14 protein-coding genes are annotated in these 22,167 nt (G+C 61.1%); 11 read left to right on the top strand and 3 right to left on the bottom strand.

Annotation, left to right across the window (positions count from 1 at the left end; translation table 11 throughout):
* Window positions 1-340: 340 nt before the first annotated feature.
* From J3R75_RS10500 to leuB, 11 genes are all read left to right on the top strand, one after another.
* On the top strand, window positions 341-3,205 hold the full coding sequence (locus J3R75_RS10500; protein WP_307261477.1) for a hypothetical protein: 2,865 nt from the start codon (window positions 341-343) through the stop codon (window positions 3,203-3,205).
* 87 nt (window positions 3,206-3,292) lie between these two features.
* Window positions 3,293-5,230 (top strand): hypothetical protein, encoded by a 1,938-nt coding sequence (locus J3R75_RS10495; protein ID WP_307261476.1) that lies wholly within the window; start codon window positions 3,293-3,295, stop codon window positions 5,228-5,230.
* Between the two features lie 633 nt (window positions 5,231-5,863).
* Window positions 5,864-7,531, top strand: coding sequence for a biosynthetic-type acetolactate synthase large subunit (gene ilvB, locus J3R75_RS10490; protein WP_307261475.1), 1,668 nt, complete (start codon window positions 5,864-5,866; stop codon window positions 7,529-7,531).
* Window positions 7,532-7,546: 15 nt separating this feature from the next.
* Window positions 7,547-8,071 carry an acetolactate synthase small subunit gene (gene ilvN, locus J3R75_RS10485; RefSeq protein WP_307261474.1) on the top strand — a complete coding sequence of 175 codons (525 nt, stop codon included), beginning with the start codon at window positions 7,547-7,549 and terminating at the stop codon, window positions 8,069-8,071.
* A gap of 46 nt (window positions 8,072-8,117) precedes the next feature.
* Entirely contained in the window at window positions 8,118-9,122 is a 1,005-nt protein-coding gene (gene ilvC / locus J3R75_RS10480) for a ketol-acid reductoisomerase (RefSeq protein WP_307261473.1), read from the top strand.
* Window positions 9,123-9,254: 132 nt separating this feature from the next.
* Complete coding sequence (ilvD, locus tag J3R75_RS10475) at window positions 9,255-10,922, top strand: dihydroxy-acid dehydratase (protein ID WP_307261472.1); 1,668 nt, start codon at window positions 9,255-9,257, stop codon at window positions 10,920-10,922.
* 143 nt (window positions 10,923-11,065) lie between these two features.
* The gene (locus J3R75_RS10470; protein WP_307261471.1) at window positions 11,066-12,565 is read left to right on the top strand and encodes a 2-isopropylmalate synthase; all 1,500 of its coding nucleotides are present in this window, start codon (window positions 11,066-11,068) and stop codon (window positions 12,563-12,565) included.
* 7 nt (window positions 12,566-12,572) lie between these two features.
* On the top strand, window positions 12,573-14,129 hold the full coding sequence (gene cimA / locus J3R75_RS10465; protein ID WP_307261470.1) for a citramalate synthase: 1,557 nt from the start codon (window positions 12,573-12,575) through the stop codon (window positions 14,127-14,129).
* A gap of 94 nt (window positions 14,130-14,223) precedes the next feature.
* Window positions 14,224-15,483, top strand: coding sequence for a 3-isopropylmalate dehydratase large subunit (gene leuC, locus J3R75_RS10460; RefSeq protein ID WP_307261469.1), 1,260 nt, complete (start codon window positions 14,224-14,226; stop codon window positions 15,481-15,483).
* 29 nt (window positions 15,484-15,512) lie between these two features.
* Window positions 15,513-15,992 (top strand): 3-isopropylmalate dehydratase small subunit, encoded by a 480-nt coding sequence (locus tag J3R75_RS10455; RefSeq protein ID WP_307261468.1) that lies wholly within the window; start codon window positions 15,513-15,515, stop codon window positions 15,990-15,992.
* Entirely contained in the window at window positions 15,989-17,056 is a 1,068-nt protein-coding gene (gene leuB, locus J3R75_RS10450) for a 3-isopropylmalate dehydrogenase (RefSeq protein ID WP_307261467.1), read from the top strand. The genes J3R75_RS10455 and leuB overlap by 4 nt, the downstream gene beginning before the upstream one ends.
* A gap of 656 nt (window positions 17,057-17,712) precedes the next feature.
* Here the strand turns inward: leuB and J3R75_RS10445 are convergent.
* From J3R75_RS10445 to J3R75_RS10435, 3 genes are all read right to left on the bottom strand, one after another.
* Entirely contained in the window at window positions 17,713-19,800 is a 2,088-nt protein-coding gene (locus tag J3R75_RS10445) for a DUF6785 family protein (RefSeq protein WP_307261466.1), read from the bottom strand.
* A 134-nt stretch (window positions 19,801-19,934) separates the two neighbouring features.
* Window positions 19,935-20,741, bottom strand: a complete 807-nt coding sequence (locus J3R75_RS10440; RefSeq protein ID WP_307261465.1) for a hypothetical protein — start codon at window positions 20,739-20,741, stop codon at window positions 19,935-19,937.
* A 94-nt stretch (window positions 20,742-20,835) separates the two neighbouring features.
* Window positions 20,836-22,041 carry a hypothetical protein gene (locus J3R75_RS10435; RefSeq protein WP_307261464.1) on the bottom strand — a complete coding sequence of 402 codons (1,206 nt, stop codon included), beginning with the start codon at window positions 22,039-22,041 and terminating at the stop codon, window positions 20,836-20,838.
* Window positions 22,042-22,167 lie beyond the last annotated feature (126 nt).

Below are 22,167 nucleotides of genomic sequence, written 5' to 3'. Positions count from 1 at the left end.
GAAACAACTGGCGCCAGGGAAATCGTTTAGTTAAGAGCATTGGACTGATCCGACCGATCGGCCGATCCGACGACTTGATCAGTCCGATCAGTCCAATCCGTCCGCGACAAAAGACAGAAGATCCGACCGATCCGACCGATCGACCGATCCGACGACGTGATCAGTCCGATCCGTCCGATCAGTCCGATCAGTCCGCGACAAAAGACAGAATATCCCCCCGCGGCTCCGGCTGTGAATTTTTCCCACGTGCCCATGCTGCGCTGATTGTTTTTGGCGATTACATTGAACGCTGCGGGTTCCGAGCCGTCATTGATCACCATCACCACAAGAGGCACCCACCATGAAAAGAAAATGCCTGTGTCTTCTGTCATTCGTGCTGCCGTTGCTGACTTTTGCGCAGTTACAGCCGCTGGTTCTTACTCCCGAGCGCTGGGAATCCCGGGCAAATCCCCTCCTGAACTGGGAATTTGCTCGGGACAGCATCAGCAACCCCCACAACTGCGGCTTGCTGCCCTATACTGAGGCGCCCATATCCGATCACTGTGTGATCGAAGCCGTGGTCACGCCAAAGGGCAATCTCGCCACGGGCAAGGACTGGGGCGTCATCGGCATTGCGCTCTACGCCTCGCCGAACCATTTCTGGCATGTCGCCCTCTCGGAATCGCCGCAGCCGGCCCGCAAGCACCACATTGAGATGCACCAAAACTACCAAGGCCACTGGACCTACGCCAACAACGTCCACGAACTGGAAGCAAGCGGCCGCGACTACGACTGGCAGTACGACACGCCCTACCGCCTGCGCCTCGAACTGGCCGGCGACATCGTCAGCGCCAGCGTCCACACCCTCGACGGTCAGCAGTGCTTCCTCCGCAAAGTCCGCTACCGCAATGGCGAAAAACCCATTGCAGCGCGGCCGGCCCTCCGCGGCCTGAGCATCAGCGGCCAGTACCGCGACATCAAGGCGCAGTGGGGCAAGGCCCTACCCGAACCCGTTGTCGCCGAAGCCACTCAGGCTTTTCCGCCCTACGCCAGCGACAGTTTCATTGCGGACATCACGCAGCCCGCGACGGGTTTCTTCTACCCCTGGCAAAATAGCGATGGCCGCTGGTGGCTGATCGACCCACTGGGACGCGGCTTCGTCATCCTCGGCTGCGGCACAGTGACCTACGAGGGCCCGGAATGCGAAAGCCGCGGCTGCTTCCCTTACGCGGAACACAACAAAAAGGCCTTCGCCAGCCGCCAGGAATGGAGCGACCAGACGCTCGACCGCCTCAAGGCCTGGGGCTTCAACACCGTCGGCGGCGGCTCGCGCGAGCTCTTCATGCGCGGCATGCCCCACACGGCCTACATCTCCATCGGCGGCAACATGGCTGCGCTTGGCGACGAGTTCGATATCACCCCCTACGAAGGCCGCCCCTGCTCGGCGTTCCCCAACGTCTTCCACCCCCGCTTCCAGCAATGGTGCGATTACCGCGCCGAACTGGCTTGCCGACAAAATCTCAACAACCCGTGGCTCATTGGCTACTACCTCGACAACGAACTGGCATGGTGGGGCCGCGGTAAGCCCCACAGCGGCCTCTTTGATGCCGTCATGCGCAAAAACGCCCGCCACAGCGCCAAAATGGCCCTGCGTGACTTCCTCCGCCAAAAATCCTTCGACGACATCGTCGTCTTCAACAAGCAATGGCAGCAGAACGTCAAAGATTTTAATGACATTCTCAAGCTGGACGCCCTACCGGAAAACACCCCCGAGCAGACGCAGCTCAAGACCGACTTCCTCGCCATCATCGCCGAACGCTACTTCCGCTGCGCCCGTGATGCTTTCCGCAAAGTGGACAAGAACCACATGCTCATGGGCTGCCGCACCGCCGGCATCCGCAGCTCCCACGAGGTCGTCTGGCGCGCCGCCGGCAAATACAACGACTGCCTGACCTGGAATATGTACGGCAAGGTCGATCTTGACGAGGAAGCCGCCTACGCCGGCTTCCATCAGCCAGAACTACTCAGCGACGCCTTCCAGGCGGTGTACGACTGGACCCAAAAGCCGGTCATCATCACCGAATGGTCCTTCCCCGCGCTGGACAGCGGCCTGCCCTGCACCCACGGTGCTGGCCAGCGTTTCCGCACCCAGACCGAACGCAGCATGGCCAGCGACCTCTACGCCCGCACGCTCCTGGCCATGCCCTTCATGCTCGGCTATGTCTACTTCATGTGGGTCGACGAACCGGCAGAAGGCGTCCGCGCCACCCATCCAGAAAATACCAACTACGGGCTGGTCCGCGCCAACAATGAGCCCTACGAGGAGCTCGTGGCGACTTTCACGGCCCTCCATCGCGATGCCCGCGCACTACGCCTGGCGCCAGTACCGCAACCCAAGCCCCTGCCGGACGTCAGCCGCGGCACCGTCTATCGCCGTTACGCCCAAGGCCTGCCGGCTATGGCCGGGGGCGCGCCGCACCCGCAGTTCCGCCAGCAGCTGTCCGCGGACAAGAGCTTCAGCGTCAGCAACGGCCGCCTCAGCATCAGCCGCTTGGCCAACCAGCCCTTCCTGGACGTCGCTCTCGACGGCCAGCCCATGGGCCGCTTCGGCACCATGCTGCACTACCTGCACGACGCTTCCCGGCAGGTCTGGGCTGACACCACCGCCATCGAGGACGTCACCATCAGCACCAATGCCGACATGATGCTCATCACCGTCAAAACCCGCAAGGAAGGCCCGGCCAAAGAACTCGCCGAAGACAGCCGGCCTTTCACCATGGACTACCGCATCATCCTACTGCCGGACTGCGACTGGTTCCTCTCCGAAATCATCGCCGCCGGCAATACCGACAACGCCCGGCCGCTGGACCTCCGCGGTATGCACTTCCGCCTTTTCCCGGCTTTCAATGCGCTGGCACTGCCCACCCAGACCGTCCCCAATCTCTGGAACCGCGAGCGCTTCAGCGGCTGGCTGGAAGACCAGGGCCAGCGCTACGCCGCCGCCGCCGCCGGCCATTACCGCCAGGACGTCGGCAGCCGCTTCTGGATCTCCAAGAACGATGGCGCCCTCCATCCTGATTCCTTCCGCAAGGTCACCGCAACCCTGGCGCCCGGTGAAAACTATCAGCCCGAAACGCCGTTCTACATCTTCAATCTCTTCGGCAAGGGCGGCCATGACGCCATGCGCGAACACGTGCTGAAAATCATCGCCCTTGATAATAACTAAGCGGCCACGCCACCACGAGGGCTTCGCCCCCCGGCCACGACGCGTCGCCATCGTTCATCCGTTCCATCCCATCCCAGGAGCTCCCTCATGCGTTTCATGAACATTACGCCCTTGTTTCCCGAGCAAAAAGACGAGGTCTGTCAAGACCTCGACCGCATGTTCCGCCAGGGCATCATCAGCGAAGCGGCCTTCATGTTCAAAATCAATCCCGAAGGCAGCCCGCCGGTGGACAAGATCGCCATCTTCGCACCAAAATTCCGCGCCATGTGCGACACACTCCGCGCCATCAACCCAGCCATCCCCGCCGGCATCTTGCTGCAGTCCACCATGGGCCATGGCTGGGTACAAGACAGCCCGCCCGACAGCATGCAGAAAATGGCCAACGCCGCCAACAAGGAAACCCTCACCCGCATCATCTGCCCCTTGGACCAGCACTTCCGCGACTACATCCGCAAAAGCGTCCAAGACGCCATGCGCCTCCAGCCCGCATTCATCATGGTCGATGACGACTTCCGCCTCTTCACCGGCCGCGATGGCTGTTTCTGCCCCGCCCATATCGCCCGCTTCAACGCCGAAAATGGCCTGGCCTACGACAAGGAGGGCCTCATCGCCGCCATCAAGCAGGACAAGGACCTGTCCTTGCGTTACGAGTCCTTCTGCGCCGACACCATCACCGAACTGGCCGCGATCATCCGCGAAGCCATCGACAGCGTCGATCCCAGCGTCCCCGGCAGTTTTTGCGCCTGCGGCAGCGACATCAAATACGCTGAACGCCAGGCACGCGCCCTGGCAGGCCCAAACCACCCCGCCATCGTTCGCATCAACAACGGCTACTACAACCAGGATTCCACGCGGCAGTTCCCACAACGGATGTTCCACACCGCCTGCAGCATCGCCGTCCTCCAAGGCGTGGAGGAAATTCTCTCCGAGCCCGACACCTGCCCCCACAATCAGTACAGCACGCCGGCCACCATGCTCAACTGCCACATGGCGGGGTCCATCCTCGAAGGCTGCAACGGCTCGAAATTCTGGATCACCGGCCTGCGCAGTTGGGAGCCCGAAAGCGGCGACGCATACCGCAAAATCCTCGCTCAGTACCAGGGCTTCTATCACGAGCTGGAACGGCTGCGCAAACAGCTCCGCTTCGTCGGCACGGCCATCCCCCTGCCCGGCACGGCGGTGCAACAGCAGGAATGCATCTACGCCGGCCAGAGCCTGGGCAGCTACCAGTGCTTTGTCCATCCCTTCGGACGCATGGGCATTCCCTGCAATTTCACCCGTGACCCCGCCGGCCTGCCCGTCCTCCTCGCCGGCCCACAAGTGCCGCAATTCAGCGACGACGAGCTGCAGGCCTTCCTCCGTGCCGGCATGCTCATCGACGGCGAAGCCGCCGAGGCCCTCGACCGCCGCGGCTTCGCCCGCTACACCGGCGTGACCGCCGGCCCCTTCCCAGACATCAAGGCCACTTGGGAACTCCTCGGGCAGGACCGCCTCCGCGCCCTGCCCGGCGACACCCTGAGGCAGCTCCGTCCCCTCAATGACCGCGTCGAAGTCATCACCACGCTGGTCAACAGCGTCAGCAGCGCCAGCGACGACTGTACGCCCATCGCCCCTGGCACCACGCGCTTCCGCAACGAACTCGGCGGCACCATCGTCGCCCTCGCCGGCTCCGCCCGCACCGGCGTGACGTTCGGCGACTTCGCCTTCTTCTCCCAATCGCGCAAAAAACTCCTGCTGGAGCTCCTCGCCAGCATCGGCCCGCAGCCCGTCAGCTACCCAGGGACCTACGAGCTCTTCACCAAGGCCTTTGCCGCCGACGGTCAGCTGTATTTCTCCATCATTAACCTCGGCCGCGATGAACTCGACGATCTGCCTCTCGACCTGATGACCACGCCCACAGGCATCCAGACCCTCACCCCCGACGGTCAATGGCAGGACCTGCAGTGGCAACAGGACGACAACAACCGCGTCCGTATCGCCACGACCCTCCGCGCAACCACCCCGTACCTGCTCAGATTCGCGTAGCAGCACGGCATGCGTAGCAGCACGGCATGCCGTGCTGCTACAGAATTCGCGGATGAAAAAGTATTCATCTTCGCGCCTTCGCGCCTTCGCGTGAGGCACAAAATGCCCACGGCAAGCCGTGGGCCACAGAACTTTCGCGCCTTCCTCTCGGCGGCCTGAATTGCCGCGCAGCGGCAAGACAGGCCGCCCCCCCCCAAAAAAAATCTGCGGTAATCTGCGTAATCTGCGGATATAACCGCCTTCTGCTATAGGCCGGGCGCCAAGATTGTCCCACGCAGACGACTGTTCGGTTTTGTAAAGCAAAAAAATACACAATACAAAGGTTTTTTCAGTCAAACGCGTTGACAAGGCATTTACTGCGCTGTAGTGTAACGCTGTTTCCACGGACTAGAACAATTTACAGTCCCTTGTCAACCTTACAGGTCTTATCGTGTTTATCAGCTTAGCAAACCTCATTATCGTCATTATTCTTAGCGTTATCGTCCTTCTGGGCGTTAGCGCTCTTGGGGTTTTGCCGGAACCGACTTAGTTCAATGCGATAAGCAGAAGAAATTAAGAAAACCCTCGGCGGAACCCGCCGGGGGTTTTTTTGTAACCAGAAACGAAGAAAACGAAACCGTCCCAGGAGGCCCCATGAAAATCAAAGGCGCAGAAATGGTCATCCGCATCCTCATTGAAGAGGGTGTGGACTCCGTCTTCGGTTATCCTGGCGGTACAGTTCTGAACATCTACGACGAACTGTACAAGCACAGTGACCGAATCCATCACTACACCACCTGTCATGAGCAGGGCGCTTCTCATGCAGCTGACGCATATGCACGGGTTACTGGCAAAGTCGGTGTCGTCATTGCGACCTCGGGACCAGGCGCGACCAACCTGGTCACCGGCATTGCCAACGCCTATTTGGACTCGTCCCCGGTGGTAGCCATCACCGGCAACGTGGCCTGCGCGGCCATCGGCAAAGACAGCTTCCAGGAAGTGGACATCACGGGCGTGACCATGCCGATCACCAAACACAATTACATCGTGAAAGACGCGTCCCGCCTGGCCGACGTGCTGCGCGAGGCCTTCACCATTGCCCGCAGCGGCCGCCCCGGCCCCGTGCTGGTGGATATCCCCAAAGACATCCAACAGGCCGACTGCGACTACGAGCCCAAAAAGGTCACACCGGTCACTCGCACCTGCACCAACGGCAAAGAGGCCTTTGCCGAGGCCATGAAGCTGATCAGCGAATGCCAGCGGCCCTACATCTACACCGGCGGCGGCACGGTCTGCTCCAACGCCAGCAAGGAACTGATCGAGCTGGCCGAGAAGATCGACTCGCCCATCGGCAGCAGCATGATGGGACTGTCCGCCGTGAGCCATGACAACCCGCGCTTCCTGGGCATGACCGGCATGCACGGCAAATTCGCCGCCAGCCAGGTCATGGCCAAAGCCGACCTGCTCATCGCCATCGGCACGCGCTTCTCCGACCGCGCCACCGGCAATAAAATCGAATTCATCAAAGGCAAGAAAGTCATTCACATCGACATCGACCCATCCGAAATCGGCAAGAACATCCCGGTCTTCGTGTCGCTCATCGGCGACGTCAAGGCCGTGCTGAAGAAGCTGGTGTCCGAGCTGCCGGCCGGCAACCGCAAGGACTGGCATAAGGAAGTCGAGAGCATCAAGAACTGCCCGGACAACCGCCTGGAGATGCCCAGTGACACCGTGAACCCCGAAACGGTCATTCACGCTGTGAATCGCCACGCGCCAAAAGACACGGTGGTATGCACCGACGTGGGCCAGCATCAGATGTGGACCGCGCAGTACTACCACTTCGCCAAACCGCGCAGCTTCATCACCTCGGGTGGCCTGGGCACCATGGGCTTCGGCATGGGCGCGACCATGGGCGCCTGCATCGGCTGCGGCAAGAAGAAAACCGTGCTGTTCACCAGCGACGGCAGCTTCCACATGAACATGAACGAAATGGCCACAGCGGTCTCAAACCAGCTGCCGCTGGTGATTGTGCTGCTGAACAACAACACGCTGGGCATGGTGCGACAGTGGCAGACCCTGTTCTTTGACAAGCGCTACTCGAACACCAGCCTGGAACGCCGCACCGACTACGTCAAACTGGCCGAAGCCTTCGGTGCCAAGGGCATCCGCGTCACCAAGCTCGACCAGCTGGACAAGGCCGTCAAAGACGCCTTCGCCGCCGTAGGCCCGGTCCTCATCGAAGCGGTGATCGACCAGGACGAAAAGGTGCTGCCCATGATCCCGCCGGGCGGAACCATCAAAGATATTATCGTCAAGGCATGAGCAAAGGAGCAAGCCATGAACCCCGATGAATTCATCCTGTCCATGCTGGTGAACAACGAAGCCGGCGTGCTCACCAGAGTGTCCGGACTCTTTGCCCGACGGGCCTTCAACATCGACAGTCTCTCCGTCGGCGTTACCAGCGATCCGCACATCTCGCGCATCACCATCACCGCCCGCGGCGACGACTACGTCAAGACCCAAATCGTCCGCCAGCTCGAAAAGCTCCACGACGTCAAAATCGTCGAGCTGATGCCAACGACGTCAACGGTGATGCGCGAGCTGGTGCTGATCAAATTGAATATCGCGCAGAAATCCCGCGCGGGCCTGATGGAGGCCGTGGCGGTCTTCCGGGCAAAAGTCGTGGATTTGAACAACGACTCGGTGACTCTGGAGATCACGGGCGAGCGTTCAAAGTGCGATGCCTTTGTCGAGTACCTGCGGCCCTTCGGTATCGCCGAATTGTGCCGCACGGGCCTGACGGCCATATCCCGTGGCCGCAAGACCTTGAAGATGGATGCCGAGTCCGCTCAGCATAACTGAACGAGAGAAACAGTAGCAGAAGAACAGCAAAAAAGGAGTATGTGTCATGGCGAAGATTTTCTACGAGCAAGACTGCAACCAGGCGTTTCTGAAGGGCAAAAAAGTGGCGGTCATCGGCTACGGCAGCCAAGGCCACGCCCACTCACTGAACCTGCGTGACAGCGGCGTCGATGTCACCGTCGGTCTCTACGAGGGCTCGCCCTCCAAGGAAAAAGCCAAGGCCCGCGGCTTGAAGGTCGCCAACACCGGCGAAGCCGTCAAGGCCGCCGACATCATCATGATCCTGGTCAACGACGAAAAACAGGCCGCGCTCTACCGCAGCGACATCGCGCCGAACCTCACGGCCGGCAAGACCCTCGCTTTCGCACACGGCTTCAATATCCACTTCGGACAGATCAAGCCCCCGGCGGACATCGATGTTATCATGGTCGCTCCCAAGGGCCCCGGCCACACCGTCCGTAGCGAATTTGAAGAAGGCAAGGGCGTGCCCTGTCTCGTCGCCGTCCAGCAGGACGCCAGCGGCAAGGCCATGGCAACCGCCCTCGCCTACGCCGCCGCCATCGGTGGCGCCCGCGCCGGCGTCCTTCAGACCACCTTCAAGGAAGAGACCGAAACTGACCTCTTCGGCGAACAGGCCGTCCTCTGCGGCGGCGTCACCGCCCTGATGAAAGCGGGCTTCGAGACCCTCGTCGAAGCCGGCTATCAGCCCGAAAGCGCCTACTTCGAATGCCTCCACGAAATGAAGCTCATCATCGACCTCGTCGTCCAGGGCGGCATTTCCTTCATGCGCTACTCCATCAGCGACACCGCCGAATACGGCGACTACTCGGTGGGCAAACGCATCATCAACGACAACACCAAGGCCGAAATGCGTAAGGTCCTCAGCGAAATCCAGGACGGCACCTTCGCCCGCAACTGGATCCTCGAAAACCAGGCGAACCGCCCCCATTTCAACGCCATGCGCCGCATCGAAAAAGAACACCTCATCGAAAAGACTGGCGACGAGCTGCGCTCGAAGATGACCTGGAAGAAAAAAGAATACAAGGAATAATTAGGCGCTCAGACGCCGGTGGCGGCCTCCGCGCCGCTGCCGGCGCCATTGCCCGGCGCTTATCCAGCGCCGGGCGAGCATCCCGCGCAGCAATCTGACCTGGCAACAACAAGGACGTGTTGAGGTATCATCATGAATTCAGACAACGTTAAAAAAGGCATCGAACGCGCGCCGCATCGATCGCTGATGAAAGCCACCGGCCTGACCCAGAAGGAAATTGAGCGGCCGCTGATCGGCGTCGTCAACTCCTTCAACGAGATCGTCCCCGGCCATGCCCATTTGAATGACATCGCCCGCGCGGTGAAGTACGGCGTGCTTAGCGCCGGCGGCACCCCCATGGAATTCAACACCATCGGCGTCTGCGACGGCATTGCCATGGGCCACAGCGGCATGAAGTACTCGCTGTGCACCCGCGAACTCATCGCCGACAGCGTGGAATGCATGGTGCGCGCCCACCGTTTTGACGGCCTGGTGTTCATACCCAACTGCGACAAGATCGTCCCGGGGATGCTCATGGCCGCCGCCCGTCTCAACCTGCCCGCGATCTTCGTCAGCGGCGGCGCCATGCTGTCAATCGAAGGCGAAGAAGCCGGCCGTTGCCTGGACCTCAACAGCGTCTTCGAGGGCATCGGCGCCTACAAAGCCGGCAAGATGAGCGAAGCCGAGCTGATGCAGCTGGAGGAAAGCGCCTGCCCGAGCTGCGGGTCATGCTCCGGCATGTTCACCGCCAATTCCATGAACTGCCTGACGGAGGCCGTCGGCCTCGGCCTGGGCGGCAATGGCACCATCCCGGCCGTCTACGCCGCCCGTACGCGCCTGGCCAAGGAAGCCGGCGCCAAAATCATCGAGCTGGTACAGCGCGACATCAAGGTGCTGGACATCCTCACGCCCGCCGCCCTGCGCAATGCGCTGGCCGTGGACATGGCCCTGGGCTGCTCAACCAACACGATCCTGCACATGGCCGCCATCGCCCACGAAGCCAAAATACCATTTTCACTGCAGATGGTCAACGAAGTCAGCGCCAAGACGCCCAATCTCTGCCGTCTGGCGCCGGCCGGCAAACACCACATGCAGGACCTCTTTGCCGACGGCGGCGTCTACGCCGTCATGAAAGAACTGACCAAACTCGGCCTGCTTGACACGTCGCTGATCACCGTCACCGGCCAAAGCGTCGGCGAAAACCTCGCTAGCGCCGAGCGCAAAGGCCGCGGCGTCATCGCGGCGGTGGACAAGCCCTACTCGGCCGTCGGTGGCCTGGCCGTGCTCTTCGGCAACCTGGCGCCCAATGGCGCCATCGTCAAGAAAAGCGCCGTCGCCCCGGCTATGCTGCAGTACGAAGGCACCGCGCGCGTCTTTGACAGCGAAGAAGCCGCCATCGAGGCCATCTATCAGCAGAAGATCAAGGCGGGCGACGTCGTCGTCATCCGCTACGAAGGGCCCTGCGGCGGCCCCGGCATGCGCGAAATGCTCGGGCCGACCTCGGCCATCGCCGGCATGGGCCTGGACAGCGCCGTGGCGCTGCTCACCGACGGCCGTTTCTCCGGCGCGACTCGCGGCGCCGCCATCGGCCACATCTCGCCCGAAGCGCAGGCCGGCGGCCCCATCGCCTACCTGCAGGAAGGCGACCGCATCGCCATCGATATCACCAACGGCACCCTCAATGCGCTGCTTTCTGACGACGAGTGGGCAAAACGTCGCCAAAGCATGACCCTTCGCAAGCAAGAGGGCCTTAGCGGCTACCTTAAACGCTACGCTCAGTCCGTCACCTCCGCCGACCGCGGCGCGGCCTTCAAGGACTAACAACAACAACATTTAAGGCAAGTCTTTGGGCGGTGGCGCGCCACGACCAGCGCGGGCGCCACCGCAAAACCGGCCGACCAGCGGCTGGCAAGCAAAACAGGACGCTGATGACAGTCAGCCAACCAAATACGGAGCAAGGCAACATGAGAACGATCAAGATATTCGATACAACCCTGAGGGATGGCGAACAAGCCCCCAGTTGCAGCATGCATCTCAACGAAAAAATTGAGATCGCCCTGGCTCTGGAACGGTTGCGCGTGGACGTCATCGAAGCGGGCTTCGCCATCGCCTCCAAAGGCGATTTCGAGTCCATCCAGAAAATCTGCGAGGTCGTCAAGGGCAGTACGATCTGCAGCTTGGCGCGCGCGGTGCCCAAGGACATCGACGCGGCTTACGAGTCGCTGCGCAACGCCAAAAACGCGCGCATTCACACGTTCCTGGCCACGTCGCCCATCCATATGCAGTACAAGCTGAAGATGGCCCCCGAGAAGGTCCTGGCCACTATCGGCGATATGGTCCGCTACGCCAAGAAATACCTGCCCGACGTCGAATTCTCTGCCGAAGACGCCATGCGCAGCGAAAAGGAATTCCTGGCGCGCGCGCTGGAAGCCGCCATTGCCGCCGGCGCGACGACGGTGAACGTCCCCGACACGGTCGGCTACACCACCCCCATGGAAATGGTGGAGATGCTCAAGTACCTGCAGAACAACGTCCGTGGCATCGAAAATGTGACCGTTTCGGTCCACTGCCATAACGACCTGGGGCTGGGCGTAGCCAACTCGCTGGCCGCCATCAGCGCCGGCGCCGGCCAGATCGAATGCACCATCAACGGCCTGGGCGAACGCGCTGGTAATGCCGCCATGGAAGAAATCGTCATGGGCATCCATACCCGCAAGACGTACTACGGCTGCGAAACGAATATCGACACCACGCAGATATACCGTTCCAGCCGCCTGGTCTATAACCTGCTGGGCCTGCCGCCGCCGATCAACAAGGCGATCGTCGGTGCCAACGCCTTCGCTCACGAAGCCGGCATCCACCAGCATGGCGTCCTGGCAAACCGCGAGACCTACGAGATCATGACGCCGCAGTCCATCGGCCTGCTCAACAACGAAATGGTCTTCGGCAAACACAGCGGCCGCCATGCCGTCGAAAAACGCCTGACCGAACTGGGCTACGCGCTCAGCAAGGAAGAAGTCGACGAGCTGTTCGATCGCTTCAAACAACTGGCCGACAAAAAGAAAACGATTAACGACCACGATCTCGAGGCACTGGCCAACCGCACCGTCGTCGACGCCCCGGCGGCCTTCAAACTCGACCGCTTTACCGTCAGCTGCGGCAACTACGTCACGTCCAGCGCCGTCGTCAGACTCAACCACGAAGAAAAGCTGCTCGAGGAGGTAGCAATAGGCGATGGACCCATCGACGCCGCCTACAATGCTATTGATAAGATGATTCCAGCACCAGCGCATATCCTCGAAGATTACTCGATCTTCTCTGTCACCGAAGGCAACGACGCCCTCGGCGAAGTGATCGTCAAAATCAAATGCGGGGACAAAAATGTCATCGGCCGCGGGCTCTCGACCGACATCATCGAAGCCAGCATCATGGCCTATGTCAATGGCCTGAATCGTCTGCTATGAGGCACGCATGAAAAAAATAAACATACTCGACAGCACCCTGCGCGACGGCGCCCAGAGCGAAGGCATATCGTTTTCGGTTTCCGACAAACTGCACATCATCCAGGCTCTGGATGATTTCGGCGTCAGCTACATCGAAGCCGGCAACCCCGGCTCCAACCCGAAGGACATCGAGTTCTTCAACCGCGCCGCGGAAATCAAACTGAATAACGCCAAGCTCTGCGCCTTCGGCAGCACCCGCCGCAAAAACCTCGCCGTCGAAGAAGACGACAATGTCCTGTCGCTACTCAAAGCGCGCACGGACGTCGTGGTCATCTTCGGCAAGTCATGGGATCTGCATATCCGCGAAATCCTCCGCACCACCGAAGAAAATAACCTCGAACTGGTCTACGACACGGTCAACTTCTTCAAAAAGAAGGACAAAGAGCTGATCTTTGACGCCGAGCATTTCTTCGACGGCTTCAAGGCCAATCGCGACTGCGCCGTCAATGTCCTCAAAACCGCCGATGCCGCCGGGGCCGACTCGCTCTGCCTCTGCGACACCAACGGCGGCTGCACGCCCGACGAAATCCTGCGCATCACCCGCGAGATCGTCGGGCTCTTCCCCGGCCGGCAGATCGGCATCCACTGCCATAACGACATGGGCTGCGCGGTCGCCAACTCCATGCTGGCCGTGGACGTCGGCGCCAGCCAGGTCCAGGGCACGTTCATCGGCATCGGCGAGCGCTGTGGCAACGCCGATCTGAGCGTCATCGTGCCCAATCTGCAGCTGAAGCAGGGCTACGAGTGCATCAACAGCAGCCTGAGCAAGCTCTCCGAGGCGGTCTACGCCATCTCGGAAATCTGCAATATGCCGGTGCCGCTGAACAAGCCCTACGTCGGCCTCAGCGCCTTCGCTCACAAGGGCGGCATGCACATCGACGGCGTCAGCAAATGCGCGCGGTCCTTCGAGCATGTCGAGCCCGAGTCCGTCGGCAACAAGCGCCGCTTCTTGATGAGCGAGGTCTCCGGCCGCACCACCGTGCTGGCCAAGCTTGGCCGCGTCGCGCCCGAGCTGAGCAAGGACTCGCCCGAAACGGCTGCCATCGTCCAGCGCCTCAAGGAACTGGAGCACGAAGGCTATCAGTTCGAATCGGCCGATGCCAGCTTCGAACTCATGGTGCTCAATGTCCTCGGCCGCTTCAGCCCGCATTTCAAGCTCAATATGTACAAGACCAGCGGCGAATATCCCAGCCCCGACGGCGAGATGAGCGCCTATGCCATGCTCAAAATCGAGGTCGGCGACAAGACCGAAACCGCCGCCGCCATGGGCAACGGCCCTGTCAACGCCCTCGACTTGGCCCTGCGCAAGGCCCTGACCGTCTTCTACCCCGAAGTCAGCCGGGTGCACTTGATCGACTATAAAGTCCGCGTCCTCACCGCCGAAAAGGCCACCGCCGCCAAGGTCCGCGTCCTCATGGAAAGTACCAACGGCGAGGAAACCTGGACCACCGTCGGCGTCTCGACCGACATCATCGAGGCTAGCTGGCTCGCGCTCGTTGACTCCATAGAGTACATTCTCAAATAATCCCCGCCGCCGGCGCCACTCCGGCCCGGCGGCAATCACCCCAGCCATTGGCTACCAAAACCTAAATAGATACTTGCACACGGAGAGAACACGCATGAAAATGACGATGAGTCAAAAAATCCTGGCAGCACACGCTGGCAGGGAATCCGTCAGCCCCGGCGAGCTGGTCATGGCCAAGCTCGACCTGGTGCTCGCCAACGACATCACCGCGCCCGTCGCCATCAACGAATACCGCAAGGCCGGCGCCGGCTGCGTCTTCGATTGCCAGAAGATCGCGCTGGTCATGGACCATTTTACCCCCAACAAGGACATCAAGGCCGCCGAGCAGACCAAGAAAGTCCGCGATTTCGCCGCCGAAAAAGGCATCGTCAACTACTTTGACGTCGGCACCGTGGGCATCGAACACGCGCTACTGCCGGAACGCGGCCTGGTGGTCGCCGGCGACCTGGTCATCGGCGCCGACAGCCATACCTGCACCTACGGCGCCCTCGGCGCCTTCTCCACCGGCGTCGGCTCCACCGACATGGCCGTCGGTATGGCCTACGGCAAGGCATGGTTCAAAGTGCCCCGCGCCATGAAATTCAACCTGCGCGGTAAGCTGCGCCAGTGGGTCAGCGGCAAAGACGTCATCCTCCACATCATCGGCAAAATCGGCGTCGACGGCGCCCTCTACAAATCCATGGAATTCGCCGGCCCCGGCGTGGCGGCGTTGAGCATGGACGACCGCCTCTGTATCTGCAATATGGCCATCGAAGCCGGCGCCAAAAACGGCATCTTCCCCGTGGACGACAAGACGCTGCAGTACATCGCCGACCACTCGCAGAAAAAACCCGTGGTCTTCGCGGCCGACGACGACGCCGAATACGACGAGGTGATGGACATCGACCTGGGCAGCATCGGGTCCACCGTGGCCTTCCCCCACCTGCCCTCCAATACCCGCACCTTCGCCGATATGCCGGAAGTGAAAATCGACCAGGTCGTCATCGGCTCCTGCACCAACGGCCGCCTCTCCGATCTGCAGATCGCCGCAAAAATCCTCAAGGGCCACAAGATCCATCCGCGCGTCCGCACGATTATCTTCCCGGCCACCCAGAAAATCTACCTGCAGGCCATGAAAGAAGGCCTGCTCGAAATCTTCGTCGAGGCCGGCGCCGCCGTGTCCACGCCGACCTGCGGGCCCTGCTTGGGCGGGCACATGGGCATTCTCGCCAAAGGCGAACGCGCGTTGGCCACCACCAACCGCAACTTCGTCGGCCGTATGGGCCACCCCGAAAGCGAAGTCTACCTGGCCAGCCCCGAAGTCGCCGCCGCGTCTGCCCTGACCGGCGTCATTACCGACCCCGCCACGCTCTGAGTCAAGCACTACAAAGAGGTACACTCACTATGAAAATAACCGGCACCGTCATTCGCTACGGCGACAACGTCGACACCGACGTCATCATCCCCGCGCGCTACCTGAACACCTCCGACCACAAAGAACTGGCCGCGCATTGCATGGAAGACATCGACGCGACTTTCGTCGGCCGCGTCAAACCCGGCGACATCATGGTCGGCGGCAATAACTTCGGCTGCGGCTCGTCCCGCGAACACGCGCCCATCGCCATCAAGGAATCCGGCATCGCCTGCGTCGTCGCCAAGAGCTTCGCCCGCATCTTCTACCGCAATGCCATCAACACCGGCCTGGCCATCGTCGAATTCGACGGCGATATCGACGAGGGCGACCAGCTCGAAATCGATTTCGACAAGGGCTGGATCCGCAATCTCAGCAAAAATACCGAGGGCAGCTTCCCGCCCTTCCCAACCTTCCTGCAAAAGATCATCAGCAAGGGCGGACTGTTTCAGGCCATGGAGGAACTCGCATGAGCAACTACACTCTCGCAGTCATTGAAGGCGATGGCATCGGCCCCGAAATCGTCAGCTCGGCTATCCGCATCCTCGACAAGGTCGCCCCCGGCCGCTTCACCTACAAGCCCGTCATCGCCGGCGGCAAGTCCATCGACATACACGGCGTGCCACTGACCGACGAGGCGATCGCCACCTGCAAAAACAGCGACAGCGTGCTCCTCGGCGCCGTCGGCGGACCCAAATGGGACACCCTGCCCGGACACCTGCGCCCCGAACGCGCCCTCCTCGGCATCCGCAAGGAACTCGGGCTCTTTGCCAATATCCGCCCCGCACGGCTCTACCCCGTGCTCAAGGGCGCCTGCCCACTGCGCCAGGAAACCGCCGAAAAGGGCTTCGACATGGTGATCGTCCGCGAACTCACCGGCGGCTGCTACTACGGCGAACGCGGCCGTAAACAGGACGCCGATGGCAACACCATCGCTTTCGATACCGAGACTTACAACCAGACCGAAATCGACCGCATCGCCAAGGTCGCCTTCGAGCTGGCCGCAAAACGCGGCAAAAAACTCTGCAGCGTGGACAAGGCCAACGTGCTGGAGTCGTCACGCCTCTGGCGCGAACGCGTCCACGAAATCGCCAAGAGCTACCCGGATATCGCCCTGAGCGATATGCTGGTGGACAACGCCGCTATGCAGCTGGTCAAAAATCCCGCGCAATTCGACGTGATGGTCACCGCCAATATGTTCGGCGACATCCTCTCTGACGAAGCGTCGCAGCTCACCGGCTCCATCGGCCTGCTGCCCTCGGCGTCGCTCAGCAACACCCGCTGCGGCATGTACGAGCCCATCCACGGCTCCGCACCCGATATCGCCGGCAAGGGCATCGCCAACCCCATCGCCACCATCGTCTCCGTCGCCATGATGCTACGCTACGCCTTCACCATGGACGCCGAAGCCGAACGCATCGAACAGGCCGTCGACAAGACGCTCCAGGCCGGCTTCCGCACCGGCGATATCCTCGATAATGGCACCACGCCACTCGGCACCAAGGCCATGACCGACAAAATCCTCGAACAACTCTGAGCTCCGCAGAGCTCCGCTGATCGGACTGATCGGACTGATCAAGTCGTCGGATCGGTCCGATCGGTCCGATCCGTCCGATCCGTCCGCGAAAAAGACAGTCGCTCTGTCCGATCGGTCCGATCCGTCCGCGAAAAAGACAGTCGATCGGTCCGATCGGTCCGATCAGTCCGCGATAAAAGACAGTCGATCGGCCCGATCCGTCCGATCTGTCCGCGAAAAAGACAGTCGCTCGGCCCGATCCGTCTGATCTGTCCGCGATAAAAGCCCGCCAAGTTCGGCCCGGAGGGCCGCACTATGCATAACCCCGGGTGAGGAGCCCGAAGGGCGACGCAACCCGGGGTACGACAACGACATAGAATTGCGCCCGAAGGGCGCCACCCCCACAAAACGCCCGAGCGCCGCCACCAGTCAGCGGTAACTGCCAGCACTGCAAGCGCCCCGTCCGCGATAAAAGACCGTCGATCGGACTGATCGGCCCTGCATTTCATCGCCGCGAAGCGGCCGAAGCGCTGAAAGCGCGAAACATACCAGCCCAGGGCAAGCGCGCCGAAGGCGTGCGCCGCCCTGGGTTACGCGCTCTTTATGCTCGTGTTCCTCGGCCCCTTTGGCCCCAGTCGGCGCAGCTGACTGGGGCCAAAGAGGCAATGGAACCCGCCTCACCCGGGGAGCACCCAGTAGGTCTTCGGGAGCATGCCGGTGAGGAAATAGTACACAGCGCCGGAGAGGATCACCGTGAGCCCGGCCAGCATATCACCGGCAATGAGCCCGAACATCAGTGGCTTGAGCAGCAGGTAGCTGCGACTGCCGCCGTACTTGGTGACGATGATCTTCAGGCAGCCACCCAGGATGAACGAGGACGCCATCATCAGACCCGGATAATGTGGCCACAGACAGAACATCACGGGATGCAACGGCCACCACACGAAGCGCAGTCGCGCCACGCTGAAGAGCATCACCCCCACAAAGGTCGCGGCAAAAGCCAGCACGTAAGGCCGCTTCGGCTTGACCAACCCAAAGCGCTCCAGACCGCGCGCCGACATCGCCTGCTCCAGCGTCCCCTGCGCCATCAGGCTGTTCCGCGCCGGTATGGTGCTCATGAAGGCCTGCCGCGGCACCAACACAGTCGACGTGCCATCAAGCCAGTTGATGCCGCGATCGTAAGACCAATACAGCGTGATCGGCGCCGCTATGCACATGCCTAGGACTATGATCAGCACCGTCAACAACAGCATGCGATTGCGTGGCAGCGCGCCCTGTCGGCTGATCTCCAACGCGTTGACCATGAAAGGCATGAAGTGCTCGCGCACATCGTGCATCATAATGCAGGTAATAAAGCTCAGCGTGATCATCGCCACCGGCCCCAGCGACTGCTCGCCCATGAAGCCAACAAAGACCGTGCAGGCATAGAGTCCCGGACATAGGTGAAAAGCGCCCGTCTCGGCGATGATCCGCCCCAGCACCAGCAGCAGAATCACGATCAGCGCCGTGTAGAGCAGCGCCAGCGGCCAGTCCAGCCCGACCAGCACCAGATTGAGCACGAAAGCCGCAAAGGCCACGGCCGCCAGGCGCATCGCCCTGGCGCTGCCGGGCGTGGTCTCGCTGGTCTTCCGCAAACCCAGCGCCTGCTTGACCGCGTTGAGGTAGTAATAGCGGCCGGTAAAGATCATCATGCAGAAGAAACCCACAAAACCGCCCATGACCCAGCCGTTCATGATATTCGGCGTCAGTAGCGTGCCCTCGCGCACGGAATAGCCGTAGCCCGCGAGAATGCCGCCGACGACCGCAAAAATATACGGCCCGAAGCCAATGGCCAACGACACGTCGGTCTGCACGAGGTAGGCGATGGCAATCGCGGTGAAGAAAACCCTGATGGTACACAATGACGCCCCGCCACCACGCATAAACGCCGGAAAAAGCGTCCCCAGCGGCCGCATGTCGATGTTCCGCTGAAACTCAATCAGGTAGGCGCTGTTGTACACGTAGAGGTAGTTGTTGATGTGGATGGCAAAGACAATGAGAAATGCCACCCAGAAGAGCTTGTTGCGAAACACCGCTCCGAGCATCCGACCGCTCTCCGGCAACATCGCCCGCGTGAACTGCACAATCGGATAAGGCAGGTGCTCATTCTCCGCCCACTGCTTGTGACAGACCAATGCCAGCGAGCCTAAAACCAGCCAGATCAGCATGAACTGCGGCAGCCAGAAACTCAGCGTGTCCACCCACGCGCCCCAGGGGATCATGTCCCACGAGATATGCTCACGGCCCGGCGGCACCGGCGTCCCCTGCAGAAATTCCAGCAGGGCATTGCCGTCGTTGTACTCGGCGTCGGCGAGCATTCGCCGCGGCAGCAGCTCCGTGGCGGGCGTGAAGGTCTTTTTGTCCGCCGATATGAGCTTCCAACTCTGATCTATCTTCGCAAAATGATGCGGCAGCATGACGCCGCGCGGCAGCATCCGAAAAAGACTCGAATACGGCACCGCACAGACCGGCAACATCAGCGCCATGAACAAAAACAGCTCGCCCGCCCGAAATGGCCGCAGCCAAGCCAGCCCCGGCAGGCGCCGGCTAATGACATGCAGCAGCGGATTGAGAGACAGCACAATGAGCAGCAGACCGCCAAACACGACCATAGGCATGTGATTGCCGATGCACATGTTCTGAAACAACACCGCATCGTTGAAATAAACCACGCCGCATAATACCGCGGCACACATAAAACTCAGCGCTACCGCCCGAATGGTCATAAATGATACCTATCCAATGCGTTTGCCTGCCAACCTCAATGGTGATCGCTCGCCCCTGATACCACCACACTCCTGGCGCCACCGCCAGCCGCCCCGTAAACCGCGCTAATATACCGTCCAAACCCGCAGCGCAGCTACGAGCTGGTCTTCTTCGCGCCTTCCTCCCGGCGGCGCGTCTTGCCGCGCAGCGGCAAGACACGACGCCATAATCTGCGACAATCTGCGGAATCTGCGGATAAAAACGTCTTCTTCGCGCCTTCGCGCCTTCGCGTGAGGCAAAAATTTCCCCATCCCGGCGTCGCGACTTGCCGCGCAGCGGCAAGACACGACGCCATAATCTGCGACAATCTGCGGAATCTGTGGATAAAAACGTCTTCTTCGCGCCTTCGCGCCTTCGCGTGAGGCAAAAATTTCCCCATCCCGGCGGCGCGACTTGCCGCGCAGCGGCAAGACACGACGCCATAATCTGCGACAATCTGCGGAATCTGCGGATAAAAACGTCTTCTTCGCGCCTTCGCGCCTTCCTCCCGGCGGCGCGACTTGCCGCGCAGCGGCAAGACACGACGCCATAATCTGCGACAATCTGCGGAATCTGTGGATAAAAACGTCTTCTTCGCGCCTTCGCGCCTTCGCGTGAGGCAAAAATTTCCCCATCCCGGCGGCGCGACTTGCCGCGCAGCGGCAAGACACGACGCCATAATCTGCGACAATCTGCGGAATCTGTGGATAAAAACGTCTTCTTCGCGCCTTCGCGCCTTCGCGTGAGGCAAAAAATTCCCCATCCCGGCGGCGCGACTTGCCGCGCAGCGGCAAGGCACGACGCCATAATCGGCGTCAATCTGCGGAATCTGTGGATAAAAACGTCTTCTTCGCGCCTTCGCGCCTTCGCGTGAGGCAAAAATTTCCCCATCCCGGCGGCGCGACTTGCCGCGCAGCGGCAAGACACGACGCCATAATCTGCGACAATCTGCGGAATCTGTGGATAAAAACGTCTTCTTCGCGCCTTCGCGCCTTCGCGTGAGGCAAAAAACGCCTTCAGTCCATTTGTCCCACGGTGATCGTGTCGCTGATCTGCACATTACGGATGTATTCGCGGCCGGAGCTGAAGCTGACTGGCTCGACGTCGGGATTGTAATTGACCACGCCGCTGATAATGGCGTCGCAGAGCGACCCGGCGATCATCACGGCGTGTTTGCCGCTGGCGTGGACATTGCGGACGATGATGCCGTAGGTGTCGCCCAACGGCGTCACCCCGCCCCAGGTGGGATTGCTGTCGCCGATGCGCACGGTCGCATGGCAGCGCAGGCCGTCGGGCGACGTGTCGGTAAGGCCATCCAGGGTGACGTGGTGAAGTTTCACACCGTTGGTGTTGAGGAAACGCACAATCTGATGCCCGCCAGCGCAATAGCCCACCACATTACGGATGACGACATGGCGGATGTCATCGCTCATACCCGCGATGCCCATGCCGCTGATCATGGTCGAACCAGGCTCGCCAGCGTCCCGCCGCTGACTGGGAATGCCCGTGAGCGCGACCAGGTCGTCACCACAATAACCGCTGACGCCGTCAATCACGATGTCATAACAGCCGCGGCGAAGGTCTATGCCGTCCTGGTTCAAGAAGGGCTCCTTCACGCCGTCAATCATCTTCCAGCCCACGGCCGCGAAATTCAGCGAGGTCAGCCGGCCATGCCCGCAATACTCCAGGGAGATCCCCCAGCAGTGATAATCCCGCAGAGTCAGGCCGCTGATGGAGAAATTGCTCACCCGCGCAAACAGCACGCCGATGTTGCGCCAGTCGCCCTTCTGACATTCCTCCGCCTTGCCGGCGTCGGTGCCGTAGCTGCGCTCACCGAGGGTCTTGGCCCCATCACCTGTGGCGCGCGGCCGGTCGGCACCAATCAGCTCGGCGTTGCCAATGCCGATGATGTGGATGTCCGCCAGCGGCGCAATGTCGCGCACGCCCATGCCGCAATTCGCGCTGCGGATGAAGTTATCCCGCGCGCTGTCGCTGAGCTTGATGGCGCAGTTGTCGATGATCAACGTGCTTTTCCCTGGCAGGAGTATAGCGCGGTCAATCAGCCAATACGGTCGCTCGGCGCAATCGTCCGGCCGCCGTGCCGTCATGCACACCGGCACGCCGCGCCGCGCCGCCGCCGCCAACGCCTGCTCAATGCGCTCCGAGTCCGTTCCGTGATAGCTGTTGGGATTCTCCATGAATGTACTCTGTGCTGTCGTCATCACCCACTCCTCTTGGTTATTCTTCTTCAGACTTGTCATCACCTCATCGCGCTTGCCCAACGCAGGCCTCTCCCTCGAAAAGCCATACCGTCACCCGGCGGCGTGAATTGCCGCGCTAGCGGCAAG

It is taken from the genome of Oligosphaera ethanolica, assembly GCF_030814695.1.
Classification (GTDB): Bacteria; Verrucomicrobiota; Lentisphaeria; order Oligosphaerales; family Oligosphaeraceae; genus Oligosphaera; species Oligosphaera ethanolica.
The sequence above is the reverse complement of the archived record's forward strand: the minus strand, read 5'-3'. Positions and strand labels throughout refer to the sequence as shown.

Bases quoted from the DNA above. Each gene is read 5' to 3' on its own strand.
- leuB (WP_307261467.1), top strand. From the start codon at position 15,989: ATGAGCAACTACACTCTCGCAGTCATTGAAGGCGATGGCATCGGCCCC.
- ilvN (WP_307261474.1), top strand. From the start codon at position 7,547: ATGAACCCCGATGAATTCATCCTGTCCATGCTGGTGAACAACGAAGCC.
- cimA (WP_307261470.1), top strand. From the start codon at position 12,573: ATGAAAAAAATAAACATACTCGACAGCACCCTGCGCGACGGCGCCCAG.
- J3R75_RS10435 (WP_307261464.1), bottom strand. From the start codon at position 22,041: ATGACGACAGCACAGAGTACATTCATGGAGAATCCCAACAGCTATCAC.
- ilvD (WP_307261472.1), top strand. From the start codon at position 9,255: ATGAATTCAGACAACGTTAAAAAAGGCATCGAACGCGCGCCGCATCGA.
- leuC (WP_307261469.1), top strand. From the start codon at position 14,224: ATGAAAATGACGATGAGTCAAAAAATCCTGGCAGCACACGCTGGCAGG.
- J3R75_RS10495 (WP_307261476.1), top strand. From the start codon at position 3,293: ATGCGTTTCATGAACATTACGCCCTTGTTTCCCGAGCAAAAAGACGAG.
- J3R75_RS10445 (WP_307261466.1), bottom strand. From the start codon at position 19,800: ATGACCATTCGGGCGGTAGCGCTGAGTTTTATGTGTGCCGCGGTATTA.
- ilvB (WP_307261475.1), top strand. From the start codon at position 5,864: ATGAAAATCAAAGGCGCAGAAATGGTCATCCGCATCCTCATTGAAGAG.
- J3R75_RS10500 (WP_307261477.1), top strand. From the start codon at position 341: ATGAAAAGAAAATGCCTGTGTCTTCTGTCATTCGTGCTGCCGTTGCTG.
- J3R75_RS10455 (WP_307261468.1), top strand. From the start codon at position 15,513: ATGAAAATAACCGGCACCGTCATTCGCTACGGCGACAACGTCGACACC.
- ilvC (WP_307261473.1), top strand. From the start codon at position 8,118: ATGGCGAAGATTTTCTACGAGCAAGACTGCAACCAGGCGTTTCTGAAG.
- J3R75_RS10470 (WP_307261471.1), top strand. From the start codon at position 11,066: ATGAGAACGATCAAGATATTCGATACAACCCTGAGGGATGGCGAACAA.